This is a genomic window from Streptomyces sp. NBRC 110035 (assembly GCF_000829695.1).
Lineage (GTDB): Bacteria > Actinomycetota > Actinomycetes > Streptomycetales > Streptomycetaceae > Streptomyces.
In genome coordinates, this window is the sequence record NZ_BBNN01000062.1 from 1 (window position 1) to 22,304 (window position 22,304).

Below are 22,304 nucleotides of genomic sequence, written 5' to 3' on the forward strand. Positions count from 1 at the left end.
GACCCGGCCGGCGTCGAACAGGAGATGTGGGCCCTGCTCACCCTCTACCAGGCTCTGCGAACCATGATGGTCGAGGCCGCCGAGTCGCTGCCCGGCACCGATCCGGACCGTTGCTGTTTCACCGTCGCCCTCCAGACCGCCCGCGACCAGGTCGTCCAGGCCGCCGCCGTCATCACCGACCCCGCCGATGTCGGCCGCGTCGGGCTGATCGGGCACCGGATTCTGGCCCGTCTCCTGCCGCCCCGGCGGCAGCGCGTCAGCACCCGCAAGGTCAAGTCACCGATGTCCCGTTACAGCACTCGCCATGACGACGGCAGGCCCGACACCAGCCGCACCATCACCCGTCTCGATATCAGCGTCCTCGAGCCTCGCAAACCGCACCCTCAACTCCCCGCCATCTCCCGCGACGATCGGAACACCGCCCCCGCCGACCGGCGCCGTCACCGGATCCTGGGCCTGCTCGAGGAAGACCCCACCCGCCTCTGGCGCCCCCGTGACATCGCTTCTCACTTCGGCGACATCACCATGGAGACCATGTATCGACAGCTCTCCAGATGGGCCGAGAGTGGCCTCATCCACAAACTCGGCCCGGGCCTGTACGCCGCCACTGCCTGGACCCCAACAAGCCTTGCATGACCTGCGAAAACGTTAACTACCCGGCCTTGGGCCTTGCCCCCGAGGAGTGGACACCTGTTCGTGCAGTTATGCGGCAAGTGTCAGGGTAGCTGACTGCTGTTCGTAGGCGATCGGCGCCTGCTGTCCGTTCGCCGAGTGCCTGCGGCGGGTGTTGTAGCGGGTGGTCCGGCGGAAGACGGCCAGGCGGCAGGCGCGGGCCCCGTCGAAGCGGCGGGCGCCACGGAGCGTTTCGCGTTTGAGGGTCGCGTTGAACGACTCGGCGAGTGCGTTGTCCGCGCTCGTGCCGACCGCTCCCATGGACTGCCTGACACCCAACTCGGCGCAGAAACTGGCGAATTCACGGGAGCTGTACTGGGCTCCGTGATCGCTGTGGAAGACGGCGCCGACCAGGCTGCCGCGGACCCGGGCGGCTGCCCGGAGCGCGTCGGCGACCAGTGAGGTGCGCATGTGGTCGGCGATCGACCAGCCCACCAGACGGCGCGAGAAGCAGTCGAGCACCGTCGCCGGATACAGGAACTCGCCGTCGCCCATCGGCAGGCAGGTGATGTCCCCGACGTACTTCGTGTTCGGGGCGCCGGCGGTGAAGTCACGCCCCAGCAGGCCGGGCATCGGTGTGGCGGACGGTTCGGGCACGGTGGTGACCTGACGCCTGCGCAGCCGCAGCCCGGCGATGCCGAATTTGCGCATGACCCGTCCGACGCGCTTGTGATTCACCAGCTCGCCGTCGCCGCTCAGCTCGGCGGTGATCCTCGGGCGGCCGTAGGTGCCGTCCCACTCGGCGTGGACGGCCCTGATCCGCTCGGCGAGCGCGGCATCTGCTTGTTCACGGGCGGCACGGGCCTCGCGGCCCGCCCGCCACTTGTAGAAGCTGGAGCGGGCCACCTCCAGCACGGCACACAACCGCTTCACGCCCCAGGCGCGATGGTGGTCCTCGATGAACTGGAAGCGGTTGGTCACCAGGTCATCTCTTGTGCGAAAAACTTCGTCGCCCTGCGGAGAATGTCCCGTTCGGTGGCGAGCTTGTGCATCTCCTTGCGCGCTGCCGCCGGCTCCCGGCGCAGGGCCTCGCTCTCGGCCCGAAGCTCCTCGGCCGTCGGCGGGGAATCCACCGTGTTCTTCTCCGTACTCGTGCTCGTCGTGCTGCCCCCGCGGCGGGCCCGTTCGGCTCGTACCCAGTTACGCAGCGTCTCGCGGCTGATCCCCAGATTCTTGCCGATGCCCTCGAAGGTGTGGCTCGGGTCCGACAGGTACAGCGCGACGGCGTCCGCCTTGAACTCGGGCGAGTAGACCTTCATCACCATAAAAGATGCCTCCTACCCGGCCCCTACCGGGGCCGGGCTCAGAGGCGTCCACCACTCGGGGACAGGTCCCCAGGTGGTGTTCTTCGAGGACACCGGCGAGCTGCTGCCCAGCGGAACGATCATCCCGCCGTCGCGTCCTCTCCTGGCGCAGGTGGCGCGATGATGGGCGGGACCGTATCTCACGACCGCCGGTGTTGGACGGGCTGGCCCGTCACGATGCCCGGCTTACGCCGGCATGGCGCAGCGGAATCCGGTGTCGTTGTCCTTCATCGACGCAGCGGCGGTGTTCAGCAGGGACGGCGCGGCCCGTTCGAACGGGGACGTGAACGCGGAGCCCTTCAGGTGGTACCGCCCGTTGCCGGGCTCCTCTTCGGTGGAGCACCATTCCCAGACGTTGCCGCACATATCGAAGATGCCGAACGGGCTGACACCGGACTGGTAGCGGAAGACGGGGGTCGTCGCGTCGATGCCGGCCTCGGCCGTGTTCGTCTTCGCGGCTGTCGGCTCGTTGCCCTACGGGGAGACGCGCCCGCGCGGTCCGCGAGCCGCCTTCTCCCATTGCAGCGCGGTAGGCAGAGCTTTGCCTGCCCAGCGGGCGTACGCGGTCGCGTCGTGCCACGTCACCCACACCGTGGGGTGGGTGGCCAGGGTGACGGGGCAGCGGCCTTCGGGCCAGTGCTGGGGCGGCCGGTGACGGGTGGCCAGCACGAACCTCGCGTAGTCCTCGTTGGCCGTCGGGTAGACGTCGATGAGGAACGGCTCCAGCCACACCGAGCGGTTGTCGGGGCCGGAGAGATGGATGCCCTCTTCGACGAGGGCCATGACCTTCTCGTCGACCGGGTGCCGTCGGGTGCTCGGGGCCTTTCGCAGCAGTTCCTCGGCACGCTCATCGTGCTCAACAGCGGCGCGTTCGGTCAGCAGCGCGGCGAACCGCTGCTGGACGTCGGGCTTGGCTTGGGCAAGGAGCGTATCGAGGGCCGTCTGGTTGTCGAGTTCGAGTTCGATGCTCTCCCCCCGGCGCTTCCACCGGGGGACCTGGCGAGGGTTCACGCCGACCAGCTCGGCGAACTCCTTCTGTTTCTTCCGCATGGCCGTGCGCAGCAACTCAGCTTCACGGCCGGTCCACCTGGTCACCCTCGTCATGGCGTTGCCCTACAGGGTCTCGCCGGGAATCGACAGGTACGTCTTCTGGAGCTGCGCCAAGACGGGGTGCTCGACGGGAAACTCGGTGTCGTCGATCGCGGCCAGGGGGCGGACGCCGATCGACGTGTTCGTGGCGAAGGCGGCGGCCATGCCCTTCGCCTGCGTCAAAGTGACGGTGGCGACGCGGTGATCGGCGTGCTGCTGGAGCAGGGCCATGGTCACGCCGGGCAATACGGGGGCGTCGGGCCACACGACGGTGCCCTCCTGATCGATGAAGGCCACGTTCCAGGTACCGCCCTCGGAGACGAAGCCGTCGCGGCCGACGAACAGGGCGTCGTCGAAGCCTGCTCGCTGAGCCGTACCTCGCACGTGCAAGGCGCCGAAGAGGCCGATGTGCTTCACCTCGGGCAGGTCACGCTCGTACACCAGGCTCTGGGCGCGCAGCGGAGCCGGAGGCAGGGCGTCGGCACCGCGCACGGACACGAGGACGTGAGGTTCGTTGGCGTCGGCCGGATGGCCCATCTCGACCTTGGGGTCGTAGACCGTGACACGCACGACGCACGGGCGGCTCTGCCCCTCCAAAGCCTGGCGGACGTACTCGCGCACGCGGTCGGTATTCAAAGGTGCGTGCCACAGGATCTTGCAGTCCCGTCCGAGGCGTTCCATGTGCAGCGTCAGGCCGCGGATGCTGCCGTCGGTGTCGACGCGCATGGACGTGAAGTGACCGACGTTCGTGAGCGCCAGGGGCAGCAGGTTGTCTACGGATACGGGCTTTCCATCGAGAGTCACCATGGCGCTCAGCATGTCAGGACCGTTCGCTCCGGCGGCACCCAGAACGTGGTTACTGATGGGTCAACGTCATCTGAAAGTCATTCCCAAGTCTTTACTGCGGGGTGTTCGCTGAGGGTCGACTGCTCCTCGTAGACCGACCAGCGGGGGTTGACCGGAGCATCCCCGCGGGCGCGGGGTCGACACTGCCTGCCATCCGGCACTTCGGGGTGCGGGCGGAGCATCCCCGCGGGCGCAGGGTCGACCCCGGGAAGAACGGCCGCAGCATCGGAGCCGCCGGAGCATCCCCGCGGGCGCGGGGTCGACCTCCGCTACAACTCCGGGAACCCGTACCGACGCGGAGCATCCCCGCGGGCGCGGGGTCGACTCCTGCGCTCCCCCGCTCGTGCTCGGTCACCTCGGAGCATCCCCGCGGGCGCGGGGTCGACATCTGCGCGTGCCACCCCTTGGCCGTGTAGGACGGAGCATCCCCGCGGGCGCGGGGTCGACCTCCCCCACGAACCGGGCCCCCGCCGAAACGAAGGAGCATCCCCGCGGGCGCGGGGTCGACGTCGGGGTGGGAAAGTACTGGGCGTTCTGGCGCGGAGCATCCCCGCGGGCGCGAAATCGACCCCTCGGAAATCTTGCCAATCATGTCGTCGGCAGGAGCATCCCCGCGGGCGCGGGGTCGACCCGGGAAGGGGGACGTGCAGCCGCGGTTCCCGCGGAGCATCCCCGCGGGCGCGGGGTCGACCCGCCCCGGCCGGCCGAGTCCCCGTACACCACCGGAGCATCCCCGCGGGCGCGGGGTCGACCTCTCCGGGGTGTTCGTGCGGTAAATAGTGTGACGGAGCATCCCCGCGGGCGCGGGGTCGACTTCTTCGACGGAGGAACCGAGAACGACCCCGGAGGAGCATCCCCGCGGGCGCGGGGTCGACCGGTGGGCGACCACGGGCGAGTCGACAACCGGCGGAGCATCCCCGCGGGCGCGGGGTCGACCCGCACGAGGGGTAGACCCGAAGGGGAGCCGGAGGAGCATCCCCGCGGGCGCGGGGTCGACCTCAAGCTCGGCCTGACCGGGGTGGGCGACGCCGGAGCATCCCCGCGGGCGCGGGGTCGACATGATCAGCGGCCGGCACTCGTTGTACCGCTCGGGAGCATCCCCGCGGGCGCGGGGTCGACGGAATGTTGGTAAGAGTGAGGACGGTTCCGTACGGAGCATCCCCGCGGGCGCGGGGTCGACTCCAGCAAGCGGTGGCGGAAGGTCGCCCTGAGTGGAGCATCCCCGCGGGCGCGGGGTCGACCGCCACCGAAATCCTCGACGACGCCATGGCCGAGGGAGCATCCCCGCGGGCGCGGGGTCGACTCCGTGGTGACCGCCTGCGGGTTGCGGAGGATCGGAGCATCCCCGCGGGCGCGGGGTCGACGGGAGCGGAACCCAAAGCATCACTCCCAGCTACGGAGCATCCCCGCGGGCGCGGGGTCGACGGGCACGCCGAACACGTGGCACTCGCCCGCCAGGGAGCATCCCCGCGGGCGCGGGGTCGACGCAGGGGTGCGCGCGCGGGCACGGGCGGCCTCCGGAGCATCCCCGCGGGCGCGGGGTCGACTCCCTCGGCCTGGCCCGCATACCTCGGTGCGCCGGAGCATCCCCGCGGGCGCGGGGTCGACGTGGTGGTGATGGCGTTCATGGGGGTTGCTCCCGGAGCATCCCCGCGGGCGCGGGGTCGACCACACCCACTGGCGCGGCATCAACCTCGAGCAGGGAGCATCCCCGCGGGCGCGGGGTCGACGCCCTGGTGACCGCGATCGAGGAGGAGAAGGTAGGAGCATCCCCGCGGGCGCGGGGTCGACGACGCGAGTGAACCCCTGGACAACGTCATCGCCGGAGCATCCCCGCGGGCGCGGGGTCGACGAAGGGAACCCTGGAAGAAGCGTTCTCCGGCGCGGAGCATCCCCGCGGGCGCGGGGTCGACAGGTTCGCCAATCCTCAACTGAGTGAGGAGCAGGGAGCATCCCCGCGGGCGCGGGGTCGACTGCACCCACCGCTCCAGCAGATCCAGGTCGCCCGGAGCATCCCCGCGGGCGCGGGGTCGACCCGGTCGGCACGGTGATGGTGACGTTCTTGCCCGGAGCATCCCCGCGGGCGCGGGGTCGACGGCGGACAGCGGGGTGGCCATCTCAGGTCTCCTGGAGCATCCCCGCGGGCGCGGGGTCGACGTGTCGTCGACGACGTCTTCGGTGGGCCAGGTCGGAGCATCCCCGCGGGCGCGGGGTCGACCATGCCTGGCGGACGCTGGTGTGAGCGTCGCGCGGAGCATCCCCGCGGGCGCGGGGTCGACAGTCCTACTGGGCCATCGTCGAGACCCACGACGGGAGCATCCCCGCGGGCGCGGGGTCGACTCGGCGGTGAGTTGGTGGGCGGCCTCGTTGGTCGGAGCATCCCCGCGGGCGCGGGGTCGACGGTTGTGCAGAGCGGCTGACACGGCCTAGGCCAGGAGCATCCCCGCGGGCGCGGGGTCGACGCCGGAGCCAGCACGGTGCCGACGTAGAAGCCCGGAGCATCCCCGCGGGCGCGGGGTCGACCCCCGGGAAGTGCTCGACGCGCAGAACGAGAACGGAGCATCCCCGCGGGCGCGGGGTCGACCTCCCTTCCCCCTCGGCTGGCGCCGGTCAGTCCGGAGCATCCCCGCGGGCGCGGGGTCGACTTGCAGTTGATCAGCGTGATGGCCTTGCCGGGCGGAGCATCCCCGCGGGCGCGGGGTCGACGACTGGCATCCTGACCGTGTGAACCCCGACCGCGGAGCATCCCCGCGGGCGCGGGGTCGACTAGGCGTACCGGTGGGCCAGGACGGTTGTGCCCGGAGCATCCCCGCGGGCGCGGGGTCGACTTGCTGGGTAGTCTCCTGCATGTCGTGCGCTCCGGAGCATCCCCGCGGGCGCGGGGTCGACTCACCGACGGCGCGACCATCGCCACCGACGCCAGCCGGGGCAGCCACGGAGCATCCCCGCGGGCGCGGGGTCGACGCGGTGTACGAGGCGACGTGCCCGGCGAGAGCCGGAGCATCCCCGCGGGCGCGGGGTCGACTACGTCACGTCGGTGAACGACGGTCAGCGCCACGGAGCATCCCCGCGGGCGCGGGGTCGACCGACGTGAGGAATTCCGCGAATGCGGCGATGCAGGAGCATCCCCGCGGGCGCGGGGTCGACAGAGCATATGGGGAAGTTCGCAGCCGCCTTGAGGGAGCATCCCCGCGGGCGCGGGGTCGACGTATCGGTCGTTGAGCGACCGCGCTTCCATCGCGGAGCATCCCCGCGGGCGCGGGGTCGACACTTCCTGAGCTGCGGTTTTATCGGGCGGGGCTGCTGTTTTCATTCAGTTGTTTTTTGGGGCGGGCTGAGAGGATCAGTCCGTCGAAGTCGACGGGTTGCCAGCGGTCGCGGCCTGCGGTGCGGACGGCCCATCCCTGTTCGTTGGCGGCGGGTTCGATGAGGATGGCCTGGCCGTCGCCGATGCGGGTGGCCAGGAGTTCCCAGAGGCGGTCGCGGATGCGGCGGCTGGGGTTGCCGACGAAAACGCCGGCGCTGGCCTCGACCATCCAGCGGGTGAGGTGGCCGCGGAGGCCTTCCGGGGCGGCGATGAGGATGATGACGGTCATGGCGTTCGTTCGGTTTCGTTGATTTCGGGCCCGATGACAGCGATGTGGTTGTCCGTCATTCCATGTGCCGACAGGTCTGCGGTGCCGGCGTAATTGGTGCCGCCGGGGACGGTACCTAGGTGCTCGTCCCACAGGAGGTTGGTCTCAGGATCCTCGAAGTCCGTCCCCTCGGGGGTGAGCAGGTTCTTGACGTCGGTGACGATGCGGCCGAGGAGTCTGTCGCGGGCGATGAGGTCGCGAAGCCCCAGTCGTGCGTCGCGTTCTTCTGTGAGCCCTTGTGCGGCGAGGTCGAAGGCGAGCGGGATGGTGTATTCGGCCTTGTACAGGTCGGCGATGTCCAGGACGAAGGACGTGGCTTTGCCGGTGTGGACGAATCCGAGCCCGGGGCTGGCGCCGAGTCCGATGACGACGGCGTGGCAGATGCCGTAGAGGGCCGCGTTGGCGGCGGACAGTAGGCGGTTGAGGTCGTCGCCTGCTGCGAACGCATCACCAGCTTTGTAGACGCGGCCGTTCCAGGTGACGCCGGTCCGGTCCGCCTGAGCTCGGTAGAACTTGCGGATGCGTGTGCCTTCACGGCCGCGGAGCTGCTGCATGGTGAGGGCGGAGACGTCTTCGCCGGGAAAGCGCATGCTGTACATGGCGCGGGCGACGGCGAGGCGTTCCTTGGGGCGGGTGACGAGCCAGGCCTGACGGTGGAGAAGGCCGGCGCCCCTGCTCGGGCCGAGACCGGCTGCGTACATGCGGACGCCTTGTTCGCCGACCCAGCACACGGTGGTGCCCGAGTCGGCGAGCAAGCGGATCGCTCCGTGGGTGACGCGTGTGCCGGGGCCGAGGAGCATGACGGCGACCATCGCCGCGGGGACCCGGACGGTTTGCTGTTTGTTGATGATGACGACGGCGTTCTCGTCGCGGTCCAGGTGGCTGCGCTCGACGTAGACGCTGGAGACGCGGTCGACGAGGCGGTGCAGGTCCTGGGGGTCGGCCTTCCACCAGATGTCGGGCACGGGTGCTCATGCCCTTTCGGGAAGGGGGGCGAGGGTGAGCAGTCCGCATCCGTATGCCTTGGCGGGACCGATGCCGGCCAGGAGGCGTTCGGTGAGGAGGGCGGGGTCGGTGATGCGCAGGTGTCCTTCGAAGGTCACTGCGTTCATGACGACTTGGGCTTCCTTCGCGGTGAGGGTTCCCTTGCTGAAGGTGCGCCGTTGGCGGGTGGTGATGCGAACGTCGCGGGGCGGTTCGCCGTCGGTGTCGTGAGTTTCGCCCAGGTGGGGAGCGGTGGGGACGTCGAAGCCCCAGCGGGCGGTGCGTGTGAGGAACCAGCTGAGCTGAGCGGCGGCGGTGCGGTGACCGAGGCGGAAGCTGCGCCTGTCTCCGGCTTCGATGCGTTCCTGCTGCCGCGGGGTGGGTTTGTCGGGCCGGTTGGTGTTCTGGACGGGGTTGGCGGTGAGACGGAAGGCGAAGCTGCGGCCCGTGGCCAGTTGTTGCAGGAGTGGGGTGTAGTCGCGTACGGCGTAGTGCTCACCGTCGGCGGCGGGCCATCCTGCTTGTTCGACGAGGTGTGTCCAGTCGGGTTTGTCGGTGGTGAGGACGAACAGCTGGGGGCGGTGGGGGTTGTCCGCATCGAGTCGCCACAGAGTGCGCTCTTCTGCGGGCAGGCCGGGAATGCCTCCTTGGACCGCGGCGTGCATGGCACGTGGGCTGGCGAGGAGTTTGCGGCTTTCGGCGCGCAGGGGGTTGATGCGGATGCGGGAGAGGAAGGGCATGTCGGTCACCAGCCCAGGAGGGCGAAGGGGTCGTGGCCACCGGTGGTCGAGGGCCGTGAGGGGTCGGGTGTGAGACCAGTAGGAGCTGAGACGTAGGCGTGCCGCGTGCGGCGAGTGGTGTAGGTGCGGTTGGTGGGAGCGAAGGACAGGGGCACGTCGTCGCGGACTTCGTCTCCCGCAGGGTCGTCAAGGGTGACGGGGAGGTCGATGTGGGCGGCGTTGCCGTTCCAGCGTCCCCATCGCTTGCGTACCGCGGGGGATGCCTGCCAGGGCTCCGCACGCAGTACGTCTTCCAGCGTGCCGGTGCGCTGTCCCAGGGCCAGGGGCTGTGTGGGGACGCAAGACCGGCGGCCGAGGGCAAGGGGGAAGGCCGGGTGATGTATGGCGTGTTCGAGGGTGGTGATGAGTTCCTCGGGGCCTTCCACCGCTGCGAGGAAGACGGCGTCCTGGAGGTAGAAGCGCTGGGTGATGTGCGTGTGCTTGGCGGGTGAGGTGGGTTTCTGTCGGCCTTTGGCGGTCACGGCGGCAGACAGAAGTGGCTGGCCTCGGTGGTCGCTGACGGTGTGGTAGTCGCGCAGAAGGCTTCCGGGCTGATCGATGCGGATGCCCAGTCCCAGGCCGGCGAGATCGTCCAGGGCGGCGTGACGCGAGCGGCCGGCGGCTGCGGCGAGCAGGCCCACGACCCCGGATTTCGTGGGCTCGGGTCGGGTCTCACGTCGGTTGAAGGTGCTGCGATCGCCCCAGGACTGGAGTGGGGCGGCGAGCCGTAGTAGGAGGACGGAGGTGGGGTCGGGGGTTGTCACGCCTGCTCCGCCAGGGCGGTGGTGATGCGGTCGCGCAGGGTGGTGCGGAGGTCGGCGAAGGTGACGGATTCACCGAATGCCTGGGTGAGAGTCTCGGTGGTGTCCTTGGTGCGGGGTTCGCGGCCCGTGAAGGTGTGGCTGGCCGCCGCGTAGAGGGGGGTGTCGCCCCAGACCTGGGTGGCGGTGAGGTGTTCCTCGGCGAGGCGGCGCGCGGAGTGCGCCTGGATGCCGGCCTCCGCTGGGACGGGCTCTTCGAAGGCGGAGACCAGGTTGACGGGCTGGTCGGTGCGCACGACGACGGCGACGAGGCTGGGCCGGGTGCGGTGTGCGAAGGAGTTTTGATAACCGGTGGGCACGGACAGCGCGAAGCTGTCGACGAACCGGTCCAGGGCGTCGAGGGCGGCTTCGGTGTCTCCGCCGAGGTTGTCGGTGAGCTGGGCCAGACCGACGGTGGCGTAGCGGTAGAGGGTGGCGGAATTGAAGCCGATGGTTCCGATCATTCCGGCTCCGGTCTCGTCCTTTTCGTTCTGGTCGTCGACTGCGGTGAAGTAGTCGAACTCGAGCTGCGTTTCGTGGGTGGAGAGCGCGTGGGCGACCTGGACGGCGGCGTCGACATTGAGCTTGGGGATGTCGGCGACCATGCGGCCGAACAGGGCGACGCCCACGGGGTGCCCGGTCTTGAAGGTTTCCGCGACGGGCAGCTCCTTGACCGCGTCCGTGAGCGCCTTGTCGTCCATGGCCGCCAGGTCGGTGGCCATCTCCGTGACGAGGGCGGCCACGGCGTCGAGCTGGGCGTTGCCGTAAAAGAGAAGGTAGGCGGTGTCGCCGGCCTTCTTGCCCTGGCTCAGGCCGAGTTGAGCGAGCAGGGCGGCGGCGAGCCGGCCGGCGTCCTCGCGGTCCAGGCCGGTGTTCCGCGCGATCCGGGTGGTGAGTTCACCGGTGAGGCGCTTGGTGCGGGTGGAGCGGTCGGACTCGGGGGCCTGGGCGTCGAAGTGCCGGCGGGTCGCACGTTTCCATGCCTGGGACGAGACGCGGGAGCGGCGGACGCCTCCGTAGATGGCCTCCTTGGGGTTTCCCTGGTCGTCTCGGTTGAGGTTGGCGGGCGGAACGGTCTGGACGACGTGCACGTCGATGTAGAGGCGCTGGGTCATCGGGTTGCTCCAGGTCGTGTGAGTGAGCGGTGGTCGAGCGGAGCCGCGGTCGACACGGACGCGGGTGTGCTGGTGGAGGAGACTGTGTGCGGCTGGGCGGTGGACGCCGGGTCTGCTGCTGGCCTCAGCGGCCGGATCGCGCAGTGGCGGCCGACTGGGTCCAGCCGTAGTAGTCCAGGCCCCAGCGGCGGCGCACGCGGGAGCGGGCCTCGGGCCGGTTCCAGTCGTGCAGGTCGGAGGCCAAGCGGTTGTAGTCGAGAGGCTGCTTGATGTCCTTGAGCTGGGTGACCAGGCCGCGCAGACGCAGCTGCAGCGCCGACATCGAGGTGGCGGAGAACGCCTGCTGGAAGCGGGAGTCGACTGCCTCGTCGCTGGTGCGGTCGTGGCGCCGCAGCTCGAGCATGGCCCGGCCGAGGCCGACTCCGTCTCGGTGCATCGGACGATCCTGGCTCTGCTGGTGCAGCCCGTAGAGCGCGAGCGCGATGTGCTCGGCTTCCTGCTCGGCCGACACCTCCCCGCGACAGGCGGCGAAGTCGTCGACCGGGCAGGTGTAGAACGGGAACATCTCCAGCACGGTGCCGGCGGGGCGCCCCAGGCCACGGCGCAGGACCGCGAGGTCCTCGCCGGGCGGGCGCTGCATGGCCGCGGTGCCGTTCTTGAGTCGCCAGGTGCCGTCCGCGGCGATGTAGCGATGCCAGATTCGCTGCTTCGGAAAGTCTTCTTCGGTCATGTCCGTGTCCAGACGTGATGAGGGGATGCTGTGTGTCGAAGACGCATGGAGGCGTCCCGCAGGACGTGGCGTCGACGGGCCTGGCCAGGGCGTGAGCGCGACGGGCCGCCTCGATCGACGCCTCGTCGTCTACTGGCTGTCAGGTGGGGAGCTGCTGCGCCGGGCGGCGTCTGCCCGGTGGAGAATCTCCGCGCGGCGTTTGAGGAAGGAAGCCTCGGCCAGGGAGACACGGTAGGTACGCTCCGGCTTGCCCTCACCTTGGGAGGCATTTCTTCCCACGAACGCTCCGACGGGGACCGCCTGCAGGAGGCCGTCCGCGACCTCCCAGCTCCGGCGCCAGGCCAGCTGCTCCCAGGCGAGCTGGCCGGCTTCGATACCTTCCAGGTCTTCCACGCCCCTCATACCGGTCAGCAACCGCCGCACCAGTGGGTCGAGGGCGTGCAGAACGAGTTCGCCGGGACGCTGTCCCTTGTCCCAGGGAATGGGGTCGGTACCAAGAGCCCGTCTCAGATCAGCTGAGAGATGGTTGACGGCGGTGGCCAACTGCTCGGCTTGTTCGGCTACTTCGAAGAGGGCGGAGCGGATGTCGCTGTCCGTGTCGAGCGCGGCAAGCGGGAGGGGCAGCGCATCGAACAACACGTCGTCGATGACGGCCAACTGATTGCCGTACGCGATACCTGAGAGTTCCACGCGCAGTGGATACGCCGCGCCGAGATCGAGCGAGAGAGCACCGGCCTGATCCAGGAGCTTGCTCGTGGCGAACCCGCTCGTCTTCTTTCCCGCCTCACGGGACTGCCGCTCGGGCGCGAGGAGCGCGTCGAGTCCGCGCCACGCGGCTTTGCCGGGCTGGAGGCGTACAGGACGACGGGGTGGCGTGGTGCCGCTTTTGCTTCGGCTCGTGACACTGCCGCCGGTCGACTCCAAGCGCCACATGGTGTGGGGCTCGATCTCAGGAATGTGGGGCATCCGGTCCCCCGCGGCGACCAGGACGCGCGTCACCCGCAGCCCTTCGTCGGTGTCCTCCGGCAAGAGCCGGATGCGGCGGGACTGCCAGGTCCACAGGTCCAGGAGTCCTTCGGGTGTCCGCTCCTGCCACTGCGGTGAGCCTGCCGATCGCGGATCCGCAGGTTCACGCCTTCTCCACTGCGGCAGATCGGCCGACGTGGTCGGCGCCCCGACCGGAAGGTTCAGCAGCAGTGTCTCGAACAGTGTGGTCCCGGTCAGTAGGGTGACGCCCATCTGCCCGAGCGGCCCGGTCGGATTCCCGGTGGTCTTGCCCGCCTTCACCTTCGGGTCGCCCACGACGCCCGTTTTGATGGCCGCGGTGTCCCAGCACTGCGTATGCAGCAGCCAGTGCGCAGCCTGCGCAGGAGTGAGCGAGAAGGCATCACCTTCCGTACGCGAAGCGAACAGCGGCACGTTGTTGCCGGTGGCGGCAGTCGCGACGATCAGTCCGGCGTTCTTCGTCTCACCCTTGGCGGTGCGCAGATCGGCAACCTGACCGAAGGGCTGCACCGGATCGAAGAGATCGAACAGTTCGCGATGCTCGTCCAGATACGCCTCGAGCCTCAGACGCTGGTCCCTGGACCAACATCCGGTGGAGAACCAGTCCATCCACTCGCGCTCGTCGGCCGGACGGCCCAGAGCGTCAAGGACCACGGACAGCAGAACCTGCCGGAGCACTGCCGGCCTCTGAGTGGGAAGTTCCACCACCGGATCACCGAACTCGTGCGCCTCCAGCAACGCGGTACGCAGCGAGTACTCCTGAGCTGCTCCCCCCGTGGCCGGCGGTAACAGCAGCCAGGGATCGTCCGTCAGGGAAAAGCCATCAGCCATCAGTCCCCCTTGAATGAAAGCTTCTATGTTTAACGCTAGCAGCGACCAGGAGGAGCCCACATGCTTTCTCCGCAATCAGGTGCGAGAATCCGGCCGTTGGCCCCAGCCACCGGGCTGCGACGGTCCGGGCGCCGGGGATGATCCCCTTCTGTGTTTGCGCAGCGGATCGGGACCCGTCTGGACCCCACGTCACGCGGGGACATCGAGCCGCCGGGTATCAGCCCGGCGGCTCACCACCCCTCGCGGGGACCGCTCACCAGGTTTTATGGCCTACTCATGCCGCAACCCGAACTCGTCGTCGTACGACACCGTGAAATCGCCCAGCCGGGCCCTGCCCGAGGCGTCCAGCACCAGAGCACAGCTCCGGCGCAACCACGGATGCCCGAGCCAACCGGGCAGCGGCCGCAGCTGCGAGGCGGCTTGCGTGAATTTCGGAGGCAGTCGCACCACCGAGCCCAGCACCTCGTCGAGCACATCCGGCGCCACCTCACCGTTGACGCCCAAGGCCCGTCCGGCAAGCGTCCGGAAGACCGCATCGTCCTCGTCCCGGACCACCAGGACGACCTCGACGGATTCGTCCCCGTCGCGCACCGCCGCCTGCAACGAATTTTCGTCACTGCCAGCGGTGGAGCCGCCGTAGTGCAGGCCCGCGAGCGTCCGTCTCTCGTGCTCACCGGGCGCCGTCAGCAAGAACTGCCGCGCGTTCTCGGCGCGGGCCCGGTCCCGGTTCTCCTGTTCCCGGCACGCCTCCTCGCCCGCTTCCCGCCACGTGTCGGGGAGCAACGCCGCATCCGCCCCGTACACCCTCTTCACCAACTCAGGTACGTCACCCGGAACCGACCACGTCTCACCCGCACCGGGCAGCACGGCCGCGGTGCGCAGCAGCAGATGCCGCCCGTAGATCATCTCGCTGGCGAAAGCGAAGGTCGGCTCACGGCCCTCACGTGGCTCGAACCCGGTGACGAACACCTGCGGCACGCGCAGCCCGTCCGGACGCCACGTGTCCTCGTGCCGGTGCAGCCGGCCCACGCGCTGCAGCAGGAGGTCGACGGGTGCCAGATCCGTGACGAGCATGTCGGCATCGACATCGAAGGACTGCTCGGCGAGCTGAGTCGCCACCAGGATCAGCCGGCCGCCCCGGGGCCGCGGCGTCCGCGGCCCCAAAAGTCGCAGGCTCTCCTCCGTCAGGTCAGCACGCCGGGCAACCGTGAACCGAGCGTGCAGGAGGCGTACCTCGTCCTCGCCGAACCGCTCGCGAAGCTCCTCGTAGAGGCTCTGCGCCCGCGCAACGGAGTTGCGGATGACCAGCGCAGTCCCCCCGTCGACGAGCTCACCCTCCAACAGGTCCCCCACTCGCGCATCCGCTTCCCCCTGCAGCCGCTTCCGTTCCTCACGCGAACAACGCGCACCGGGCACCGTCTCGGACACGACACGCACCACCACGCCGAGGTCCTCACGCCAACTGCTCGTCGCATCCGCATGGATCTGCGGCTCCCCCGAGGCTGGCAACCACGCTGCCGTGACACTCGGATAGCCCGGCGGTACGGGTACCTCGACGTGGAGCTCCTCGCGTGACGCGGCACCGGCCAGGTACGCCTCGACAAGAGCTCGACGTTGCTCGGGCGCCAGAGTCGCCGACAGGACGAGCACCGGCACTCCGGCCTGTCCCAGCCAGCGCAGCGCTTCCCGCAGGAACTGGCTCATGTACACGTCGCACGCGTGTACTTCGTCCAGGATCACGACCTTGCCGGCCAAGCCCGCCATCCGCAGCATCACGTGCCGCGTACGGGTAGCCGCGTACAAAAGCTGATCGACCGTCCCGACCACGAACGGGGCCAGCAGTCCACGCTTCGATCCCAGAAACCACTCAGCGGGGGCCTGCCGCTCCTGCGCACCACGCACCTCGGGCTCGACGCCGTACGGGTCGTCACCCAACCCGAACTCGTCCACTCCGCAGAATGCCTCGTCCGCGTACTCCCCAGCCTCCTCCAGCAGAGCTTTCCACTCCCGGTTGAACGCCCTCTTGCCGTGCAGCAGCACCACCCGAGACGCAAGGTGCCCTTCGATCGCCTGCACCCACCGGCGTGTACGGGTGAACATGGGATCACTGGTCGCCTGGGTCGGCATCCCCACGAACACACCATCCGCGCCGAACCGGGCAGCCAGGACCTCCGCCGCAGCCTGAGCGGCTTCCGTCTTGCCCTCACCCATCGGCGCTTCGACCACCACGATTCCCGGACCGCCCATTCGGCGAACCGCCTCGACCACCATGGCCTGTGAGGGCCGCGGCGCGTACCCGAACCGGTCCAGGAACGCCTCCGGTCCCGGCACGGTCAAAGTCCCCCAGCCGCCTTGCAGCCCCAGAGCCTTCCACGCCGACACCGCCCGCCCCCGGGAAGTTTCCAGACTGACCAGCCGCAAATCGTCCATGCCCACGAAAAAGCGCTCGTCACTCGCGATCCAGTCCGCCATGACCACCAGACCGCTGAGTTGCAGCTGAAGCGCCCTGGACGGAACCTCCACGGGCTCCACCTCGCCGAGCCCTTCGAACCCGACCTCTCGGGTGAACACGTCGAGCACGGCTTGCTGGACCTGCCGCCAGGCACCTCTCCCTCTCAACTGTCCTTTTGCCGAACGCGGCTCCTGAACATCCCGCAGCGACGGGAACGCGCCATGGTGGCCGGCCACCAGCGGCCACACCCAGTCCAGTTGCTCCGCATCCCACGCGGCCTCGCTCAGTATCTCTCGCGTCATCAACCCGCCCGCCCAGTCGTGACGCCACCTCTTCTGCTGCTTCGCTCCTGCCAGAGCAGCCGCCTCCACCCACGTCAGCCCCGACCTGCGCACAGTCTCGGCGCCCTCGGGCCACAGACGCTGATGCGTCGGCGTCGCCTTCCCGCAGTCGTGAACTCCGCACAACCAGGCTAATAACCGCCGCCCTCGTCCCGGGCCGCCCGCTACCTCATCCAGCGCCGCTCGCGTCGAACCCGCGAGAAAGCCGTCCCACAGCAGCTCGGCAACTGCCGCAGTGTCCAGAAGGTGCGCAAGCAGAAGGTTCGTCTTGCCTCCTGCCCGCTCTCGCGACTTACCCCACAACGTCTCCAGCGCCCGCACCACAACCGGCTCGTAACGCCCGCTTAATTCCCGAACATCCACTGTGCCCCCACGTACCCACCAGAGCTGGGTGCCAGACCTTATAGGCCACCACTGACAAAAGGGCCTGGCCTGCGGAAACAATCAGTTCTTCCTGACTTGAACGGCTGACGGTCGGGCTCGTGAGGAGTGTGCCTTCCAGTGCAGGGTGACCTGCTGCCAGCGGCGATCACTCTCGTGGCGGTGGAGCATTCCCGCAGGCGCAGGGTCGACTCGGAGAAGTCCCGGTACCGGTCCCCGTGGAATGGAGCATCCCCGCGGGCGCGGGGTCGACGTTGTAGCGCTCGTTCACGAGCCGGTACGTGGCGGAGCATCCCCGCGGGCGCGGGGTCGACGGCAACATGCTCACCCGCCACGCCCCCGACACCGGAGCATCCCCGCGGGCGCGGGGTCGACCCAGTAGAGGGTGGGCGCGTGCATCTTGTCGGCGGAGCATCCCCGCGGGCGCGGGGTCGACGACCCACCGTGCTACATCAAACCCCTCGAGAGTGGAGCATCCCCGCGGGCGCGGGGTCGACACGACGTTCTTCGTCGGTGCCGCAGTGGGGTACGGAGCATCCCCGCGGGCGCGGGGTCGACTCCGGTGTGGCCGTCTCCGGGCCGCACCCCGAAGGAGCATCCCCGCGGGCGCGGGGTCGACCTGGGCCCTCTTCTTCAGTGTCATGCTGCCATCGGAGCATCCCCGCGGGCGCGGGGTCGACTAAGTGCAAGGACTGTGGGTTGGTCGCTCCACCGGAGCATCCCCGCGGGCGCGGGGTCGACCGCGCGGGGCGACGGCCGGAAGGATGCCGTCGCGGAGCATCCCCGCGGGCGCGGGGTCGACCCCCAAGGACCCTGTTCCGCCGGGACCCACGCCGGAGCATCCCCGCGGGCGCGGGGTCGACCGCCTTGTAACGGACCGCCCCGCTCAGGTGCGCCGGAGCATCCCCGCGGGCGCGGGGTCGACACTTGCTGAGCAGGGACGTTACCAAGCAGGTTAGCTGTTTTCATTCAGTCCCCTCTTGGGAGGGGACGCCAGGACCAGTTCAGCAACATCGACAGGACGCCGTCAGTCGCCGCCGGTAGTAACTCACCGTGCCCACCGCGGACCGACCGAGCAAACTCCTCCCGCAAAAGGCCGACAGAGGCGCCGGCCCAGTCCTCCGGGACGTGGAGACTACCCGGACGCGTCTGCTCCCGAGCCGATGTCGAAGCTGCGGGTCCTCTGATCCTGCTGTCGAGCGCCAGTCGCACTCTCCGACTGCCGCCCACGTGACCTTCGCAGCCGCAAGGTCGATACTGCCTCTGTAGGACCCCGGTCAGCACGCCGTCGATCCGTCGCAGAATCTGACGTGACCTCATCAAAGTCAGCATCAGTACCGCCACTACCCGCTCCCGACCGCTACGGACCGCCAAGATCGAACAGTAACCGAACCACTCTGACCAGCGAAAACACAGGTCAAAGGCCACCTGCTAAGCCCATCAGGAGACACCCATGAAGATGCTCATCAACGTCCCGGAGACCGTGGTCGCCGATGCCTTGCGGGGGATGGCCGCGGCGCATCCCGATCTTGCGGTGGATGTGGAGAACCGGGTGATCGTCCGGCGGGACGCTCCCGTGGCCGGGAAGGTGGGTCTGGTCTCCGGCGGGGGCTCCGGACACGAGCCGCTGCACGGCGGGTTCGTGGGGCCCGGGATGCTCTCGGCCGCCTGTCCCGGGGAGGTGTTCACCTCTCCCGTGCCCGACCAGATGGTACGGGCGGCGGCCGCCGTGGACAGCGGTGCCGGGGTGCTGTTCGTCGTGAAGAACTACACCGGTGACGTACTCAACTTCGACATGGCCGCCGAGCTGGCCGAGGACGAGGGCATCCAGGTCGCGAAAGTACTGGTCGACGACGATGTCGCGGTGACCGACAGTCTCTACACCGCGGGCCGGCGCGGCACCGGTGCGACGTTGTTCGTGGAGAAGATCGCGGGCGCGGCGGCCGACGAGGGACAGCCGCTGGAGCGGGTGGAGACCCTTGCCCGGCAGGTCAATGAGAACTCCCGCAGTTTCGGCGTGGCCCTGACCGCCGTCACCACGCCCGCCAAGGGCAGCCCCACCTTCGACCTGCCGGCGGGCGAGCTGGAGCTGGGCATCGGCATCCACGGCGAACCGGGCCGGGAACGGCGGCCGATGATGACCTCGGGCGAGATCGCCGAGGTGGCGGTCGACGCGATCCTCGACGATCTCACGCCGCGCAATCCGGTCCTGGTCCTGGTCAACGGCATGGGGGGGACCCCGCTGCTGGAGCTGTACGGCTTCAACGCCGAGGTGCAGCGGGTACTCGGGGAGCGGGGTGTCCCCGTCGCACGGGTACTCGTCGGCAACTACGTGACGTCGCTCGACATGGCGGGGGCCTCGGTCACCCTGTGCCAGGTCGGCGAGGAGACACTGCGGCTGTGGGACGCCCCGGTGAAGACCCCGGGACTGCGCTGGGGCATGTGAGGAACACCGGGTAGAGGGTTCACAGGTCCTAGTACGCGAGGAGTTCCAGTGCTCGATGCCGACTTCTTCCGCCGTTGGATGGCGGTGACCGCCGCCTCCGTCGACCGTGAGGCGGAGCGGCTCACCGCTCTCGACTCCCCCATCGGTGACGCCGACCACGGCAGCAACCTCCAACGCGGGTTCAGTGCGGTGCGGGCCGCGCTGGACAAGGAGCCGCCCGTCACGCCCGGTGCCGTGCTCACCCAGGCCGGGCGGCTGCTGATCTCGACGGTGGGCGGCGCCTCGGGGCCCTTGTACGGGACGCTGCTGCGCCGCACCGGCAAGGCGCTCGGTGACGCCGCCGAGGTGAGCAGGGAACAACTGGCCGAGGCCCTGCGCACCGGGGTGGACGCGGTGCGGCAGCTCGGAGGTGCGGCGCCGGGCGACAAGACGATGATCGACGCGCTGGTGCCCGCGGTGGACGCGCTCGGCGACTCCTTCGCCGCGGCACGGGCCGCCGCCGAGGAGGGTGCGGTGGCCACGACGCCGTTGCGGGCCCGCAAGGGCCGGGCCAGTTACCTGGGTGAGCGGAGCATCGGACACCAGGATCCCGGGGCCACCTCGTCGGCCCTGCTGATCGCGGGTCTCACCGACGCCTCCGAGGCCGCCGGGGACGGGGAGCCGTCCGGTGGGTGACGGCGGGAAGCTGGTGGGCATCGTCCTGGTGTCACACAGTGCTCAGGTGGCGGCGTCCGTGGCCGAGCTGGCCAAGGGCCTGGCGGGCGCCGGCAGTGCGGTGCCCGTGGCCTGCGCGGGCGGCACGGAGGACGGAGGTCTCGGTACGAGCGCCGGCCTCGTCGCCGCCGCGGCCGCGTCCGTCGACCGCGGCGTCGGGGTCGCCGTCCTGACCGACCTGGGCAGCGCGGTGCTCACCGTGAAGGCGCTGCTCGCCGAGGGCGGCGAACTCCCGGAGGGCACCCGGCTGGTGGACGCGCCCTTCGTGGAGGGCGCGGTCGCCGCGGTGGTCACGGCCTCCACCGGAGCGGACCTCGCGGCGGTGGAGGCCGCGGCGGCGGAGGCGTACACCTACCGGAAGACCTGACGGGCACGGGTGCGGCGGAAGGTACCGGGCGGGCGGTTCGGTCGGGCGGTTCGGTTCAGCCGCCGTGCACGAACCGCCGGGCCAGTTCCTCCCCCGCCGCCACCGCGGCCTTCCGGTCCTCGAGGGGAGTCACCCGGCTGCCCCTGAACACGATGTAGGTGACACCGGAGGGTGTCCCGCCGCTCCGCGGGTCGGGATCGATGCCGAGTGCTTCGGCCGTCGCGTAGGAGGCCTCGCCGATGATGTCGGCGGGGCCGGTGTCGCCGACCACCGCGTACCGCACCTGGTGGCCGTACACGACGGCCACCACCGAGCCGCCGCGGACACCGTGTGCCCGGTAGTCCCAGAGCGCGCTCGGCACCGGCACCACCACGAAGGGCAGGGTCGCGGAGTTCAGCGGACGGCCGTCGGACTGCGCGAACGCCGTGGAGGCGGAGAAGTACGGGTCGGTGGCCGTACTGCAGCGGGCACTGGGCTGTCCGTCGCAGTCGATGTCCATGTCGGCCTTCCAGAACACGGCACCGCCGGTGCCGCACACCGGGATGGTGGCGGGGGCGCCCCGGTCGCTCCGGTACATGCCGCGGGAGACGGGGGTGCAGTCACGCACCGCGGCCAGGAGGTCGGCGGCGTCCACGGAGCCTTCCTGTTGCGCGGCCGGTGATTCCGAACGGGCCTGCGACGGGGAGCTGTGCGACGAGGTGCTGTGGAGCATCGTGGGGGTGAGCACGGCGACGCCGGCCACGGCCAGTGCGAGCGGCTGGACGGGTATCACGGTTGACGGGCCTCTCGTGGGGGACACGGACGGGCACTCGGCCTTGGCCCAATCTCGTGCCGGGCCCCTGGCGCGGCCACCTCAACAGGGCCGTACGGTGCATGTCCGGCCGCCGGGCGGTGGGCCGGGAGCTCGAGCCGGCGCCGTGTCCGTAGGCGGCGGGGGTGTCGCCGGATCCACGGCACCACCCTCTTGATGTGGTCGCGTCACCCACGCCACCATGCATCCGGGCTATTGGTCCGGACCATTCTCGTGTGCCGTCGGAAGGCAGAGTCGTGCGAAGTGTTCCCGCTGCCGTTGCCGTGCCCCCGCGCCGCCCTCTCCCGCCACGCGGTGGTGCGCTCCGCTCGTCCTTCCCGCTCCGCGGTGCGCTCGTGCCGGTCCTTCTCCTGGCCGTCTCCTGCGGCGGCGGGTCCGGAGCCGGCAACGGGGGCGGCGGACGGCCGCCCGGCCACCTCCGTCGTCCACGGCGGACAGGCACCGCGCGACCGGGTGGCCTACAGCTTCCACGCGGGACGGGAGGCGGGGGTCAGCCATCGGGTTCGGATCCGGGCCGGACTGCCGGACGGGACCTGGGGCGGATTCTCCGCGGAGCGCACGGTGACGACGGGTCCGAGGCGCTGAGCCGAACGGTCCGGGCCGGTCCGGGCGGCGGGGCCGACCGGGCGGCGGGCGTCGTCACCTGCCCGGCGGCGGCCGGAATGCGCCGCGGACCGGGTGCGCATTGGCTGGGCCCGTGGCAGCACGGGCGCTCCCCGACCCTCGGCGGCGCAAGGGATGTACCGCCGGCCGTGCCGCCGGAAGGCAGTTCACATGCGCTACTCGAAGTCTCTGGCCCGTTCCGCTCTGACCGTCGCAGCCGCCGCCGCGCTGCCCCTGGCGCTGGCCGGCCCGGCCGCCCCGGGTCCCGGCATCTCCGTGAGCACGACCGGTTCGACCGTCTCCGTGACGACCACCGCGTGCGCCCAGCTCAACGGCAGCTGGGGCACCGCGTCCCTGCTCGGCAGCAACCAGTCGAACTTCTCCGAGGGCCGTCAGGTC

Annotated in this window: 15 protein-coding genes, 4 pseudogenes and 2 CRISPR repeat arrays; of the genes and pseudogenes, 7 read left to right on the forward strand and 12 right to left on the reverse strand. The window is 69.9% G+C overall.

Features of this window, described 5'->3' with window-relative positions:
- A pseudogene (locus TU30_RS33180) lies at positions 1-636 on the forward strand (IS4 family transposase); the annotation flags it as partial.
- A 66-nt stretch (positions 637-702) separates the two neighbouring features.
- On the opposite strand, the gene TU30_RS31750 reads toward TU30_RS33180, so the two are convergent.
- Positions 703-1,937, reverse strand: a protein-coding gene (locus TU30_RS31750) for an IS3 family transposase (RefSeq protein WP_107068637.1) whose coding sequence is annotated in 2 segments (ribosomal slippage) — positions 703-1,616 and positions 1,616-1,937 — 1,236 coding nt in all. Because the reading frame shifts where the segments join, the coding sequence is not laid out codon by codon here.
- Positions 1,938-2,013: 76 nt separating this feature from the next.
- Between TU30_RS31750 and TU30_RS38485 the strand changes: the two genes are divergently transcribed.
- On the forward strand, positions 2,014-2,100 hold the full coding sequence (locus TU30_RS38485) for a hypothetical protein (RefSeq protein ID WP_360619736.1): 87 nt from the start codon (positions 2,014-2,016) through the stop codon (positions 2,098-2,100).
- Positions 2,101-2,162: 62 nt separating this feature from the next.
- Here TU30_RS38485 and TU30_RS31760 read toward each other — a convergent pair.
- The 10 genes and pseudogenes from TU30_RS31760 to cas3 form a co-directional block, all read right to left on the reverse strand.
- Positions 2,163-3,080: pseudogene (locus TU30_RS31760) on the reverse strand (formylglycine-generating enzyme family protein).
- A gap of 9 nt (positions 3,081-3,089) precedes the next feature.
- A complete protein-coding gene (locus tag TU30_RS31765; protein ID WP_042176882.1) occupies positions 3,090-3,872 on the reverse strand; it encodes an aminotransferase class IV family protein in 783 nt (260 codons plus the stop codon).
- 92 nt (positions 3,873-3,964) lie between these two features.
- Positions 3,965-7,180: a CRISPR direct-repeat array (repeat unit 28 nt; unit sequence GGAGCATCCCCGCGGGCGCGGGGTCGAC).
- A gap of 18 nt (positions 7,181-7,198) precedes the next feature.
- Positions 7,199-7,507, reverse strand: coding sequence for a type I-E CRISPR-associated endoribonuclease Cas2e (gene cas2e, locus TU30_RS31770; RefSeq protein ID WP_042176854.1), 309 nt, complete (start codon positions 7,505-7,507; stop codon positions 7,199-7,201).
- Positions 7,504-8,511 carry a type I-E CRISPR-associated endonuclease Cas1e gene (gene cas1e / locus TU30_RS31775; RefSeq protein WP_042176856.1) on the reverse strand — a complete coding sequence of 336 codons (1,008 nt, stop codon included), beginning with the start codon at positions 8,509-8,511 and terminating at the stop codon, positions 7,504-7,506. Before cas1e ends, cas2e begins: the two co-directional genes overlap by 4 nt.
- A 6-nt stretch (positions 8,512-8,517) precedes the next feature.
- Positions 8,518-9,270: a type I-E CRISPR-associated protein Cas6/Cse3/CasE gene (gene cas6e, locus TU30_RS31780; protein ID WP_042176884.1), complete on the reverse strand. Its 753-nt coding sequence runs from the start codon at positions 9,268-9,270 to the stop codon at positions 8,518-8,520.
- 5 nt (positions 9,271-9,275) lie between these two features.
- Complete coding sequence (cas5e, locus tag TU30_RS31785; protein WP_042176859.1) at positions 9,276-10,073, reverse strand: type I-E CRISPR-associated protein Cas5/CasD; 798 nt, start codon at positions 10,071-10,073, stop codon at positions 9,276-9,278.
- Positions 10,070-11,224 carry a type I-E CRISPR-associated protein Cas7/Cse4/CasC gene (gene cas7e, locus TU30_RS31790; protein ID WP_042176861.1) on the reverse strand — a complete coding sequence of 385 codons (1,155 nt, stop codon included), beginning with the start codon at positions 11,222-11,224 and terminating at the stop codon, positions 10,070-10,072. The genes cas5e and cas7e overlap by 4 nt, the downstream gene beginning before the upstream one ends.
- A 124-nt stretch (positions 11,225-11,348) precedes the next feature.
- The gene (gene casB, locus TU30_RS31795; protein WP_042176864.1) at positions 11,349-11,954 is read right to left on the reverse strand and encodes a type I-E CRISPR-associated protein Cse2/CasB; all 606 of its coding nucleotides are present in this window, start codon (positions 11,952-11,954) and stop codon (positions 11,349-11,351) included.
- 129 nt (positions 11,955-12,083) lie between these two features.
- Positions 12,084-13,790 (reverse strand): type I-E CRISPR-associated protein Cse1/CasA, encoded by a 1,707-nt coding sequence (gene casA, locus TU30_RS31800; RefSeq protein ID WP_052479993.1) that lies wholly within the window; start codon positions 13,788-13,790, stop codon positions 12,084-12,086.
- Positions 13,791-14,060: 270 nt separating this feature from the next.
- The gene (gene cas3, locus TU30_RS31805) at positions 14,061-16,907 is read right to left on the reverse strand and encodes a CRISPR-associated helicase Cas3' (RefSeq protein WP_234308061.1); all 2,847 of its coding nucleotides are present in this window, start codon (positions 16,905-16,907) and stop codon (positions 14,061-14,063) included.
- Positions 16,908-17,128: 221 nt separating this feature from the next.
- A CRISPR array of direct repeats spans positions 17,129-17,889; the repeat unit is 28 nt; unit sequence GGAGCATCCCCGCGGGCGCGGGGTCGAC.
- Between the two features lie 528 nt (positions 17,890-18,417).
- Between cas3 and dhaK the strand changes: the two genes are divergently transcribed.
- From dhaK to TU30_RS31820, 3 genes are read left to right on the forward strand one after another with little or no spacing between them, the layout of a single operon-like run.
- Positions 18,418-19,410, forward strand: a complete 993-nt coding sequence (dhaK, locus tag TU30_RS31810; protein ID WP_042176868.1) for a dihydroxyacetone kinase subunit DhaK — start codon at positions 18,418-18,420, stop codon at positions 19,408-19,410.
- A gap of 48 nt (positions 19,411-19,458) precedes the next feature.
- The gene (gene dhaL / locus TU30_RS31815; RefSeq protein WP_042176870.1) at positions 19,459-20,085 is read left to right on the forward strand and encodes a dihydroxyacetone kinase subunit DhaL; all 627 of its coding nucleotides are present in this window, start codon (positions 19,459-19,461) and stop codon (positions 20,083-20,085) included.
- Complete coding sequence (locus tag TU30_RS31820; RefSeq protein WP_042176873.1) at positions 20,078-20,491, forward strand: PTS-dependent dihydroxyacetone kinase phosphotransferase subunit DhaM; 414 nt, start codon at positions 20,078-20,080, stop codon at positions 20,489-20,491. Before dhaL ends, TU30_RS31820 begins: the two co-directional genes overlap by 8 nt.
- Positions 20,492-20,546: 55 nt before the next feature.
- Here the strand turns inward: TU30_RS31820 and TU30_RS31825 are convergent, their stop codons facing one another.
- Entirely contained in the window at positions 20,547-21,260 is a 714-nt protein-coding gene (locus TU30_RS31825) for a glycoside hydrolase family 75 protein (RefSeq protein WP_042176889.1), read from the reverse strand.
- Positions 21,261-21,701: 441 nt separating this feature from the next.
- On the opposite strand from TU30_RS31825, the pseudogene TU30_RS37870 reads away from it, so the two are divergent.
- A pseudogene (locus TU30_RS37870) lies at positions 21,702-21,887 on the forward strand (hydrolase); the annotation flags it as partial.
- Between the two features lie 189 nt (positions 21,888-22,076).
- Positions 22,077-22,304 (forward strand): annotated as a pseudogene (locus tag TU30_RS31835) (hypothetical protein); the annotation flags it as partial.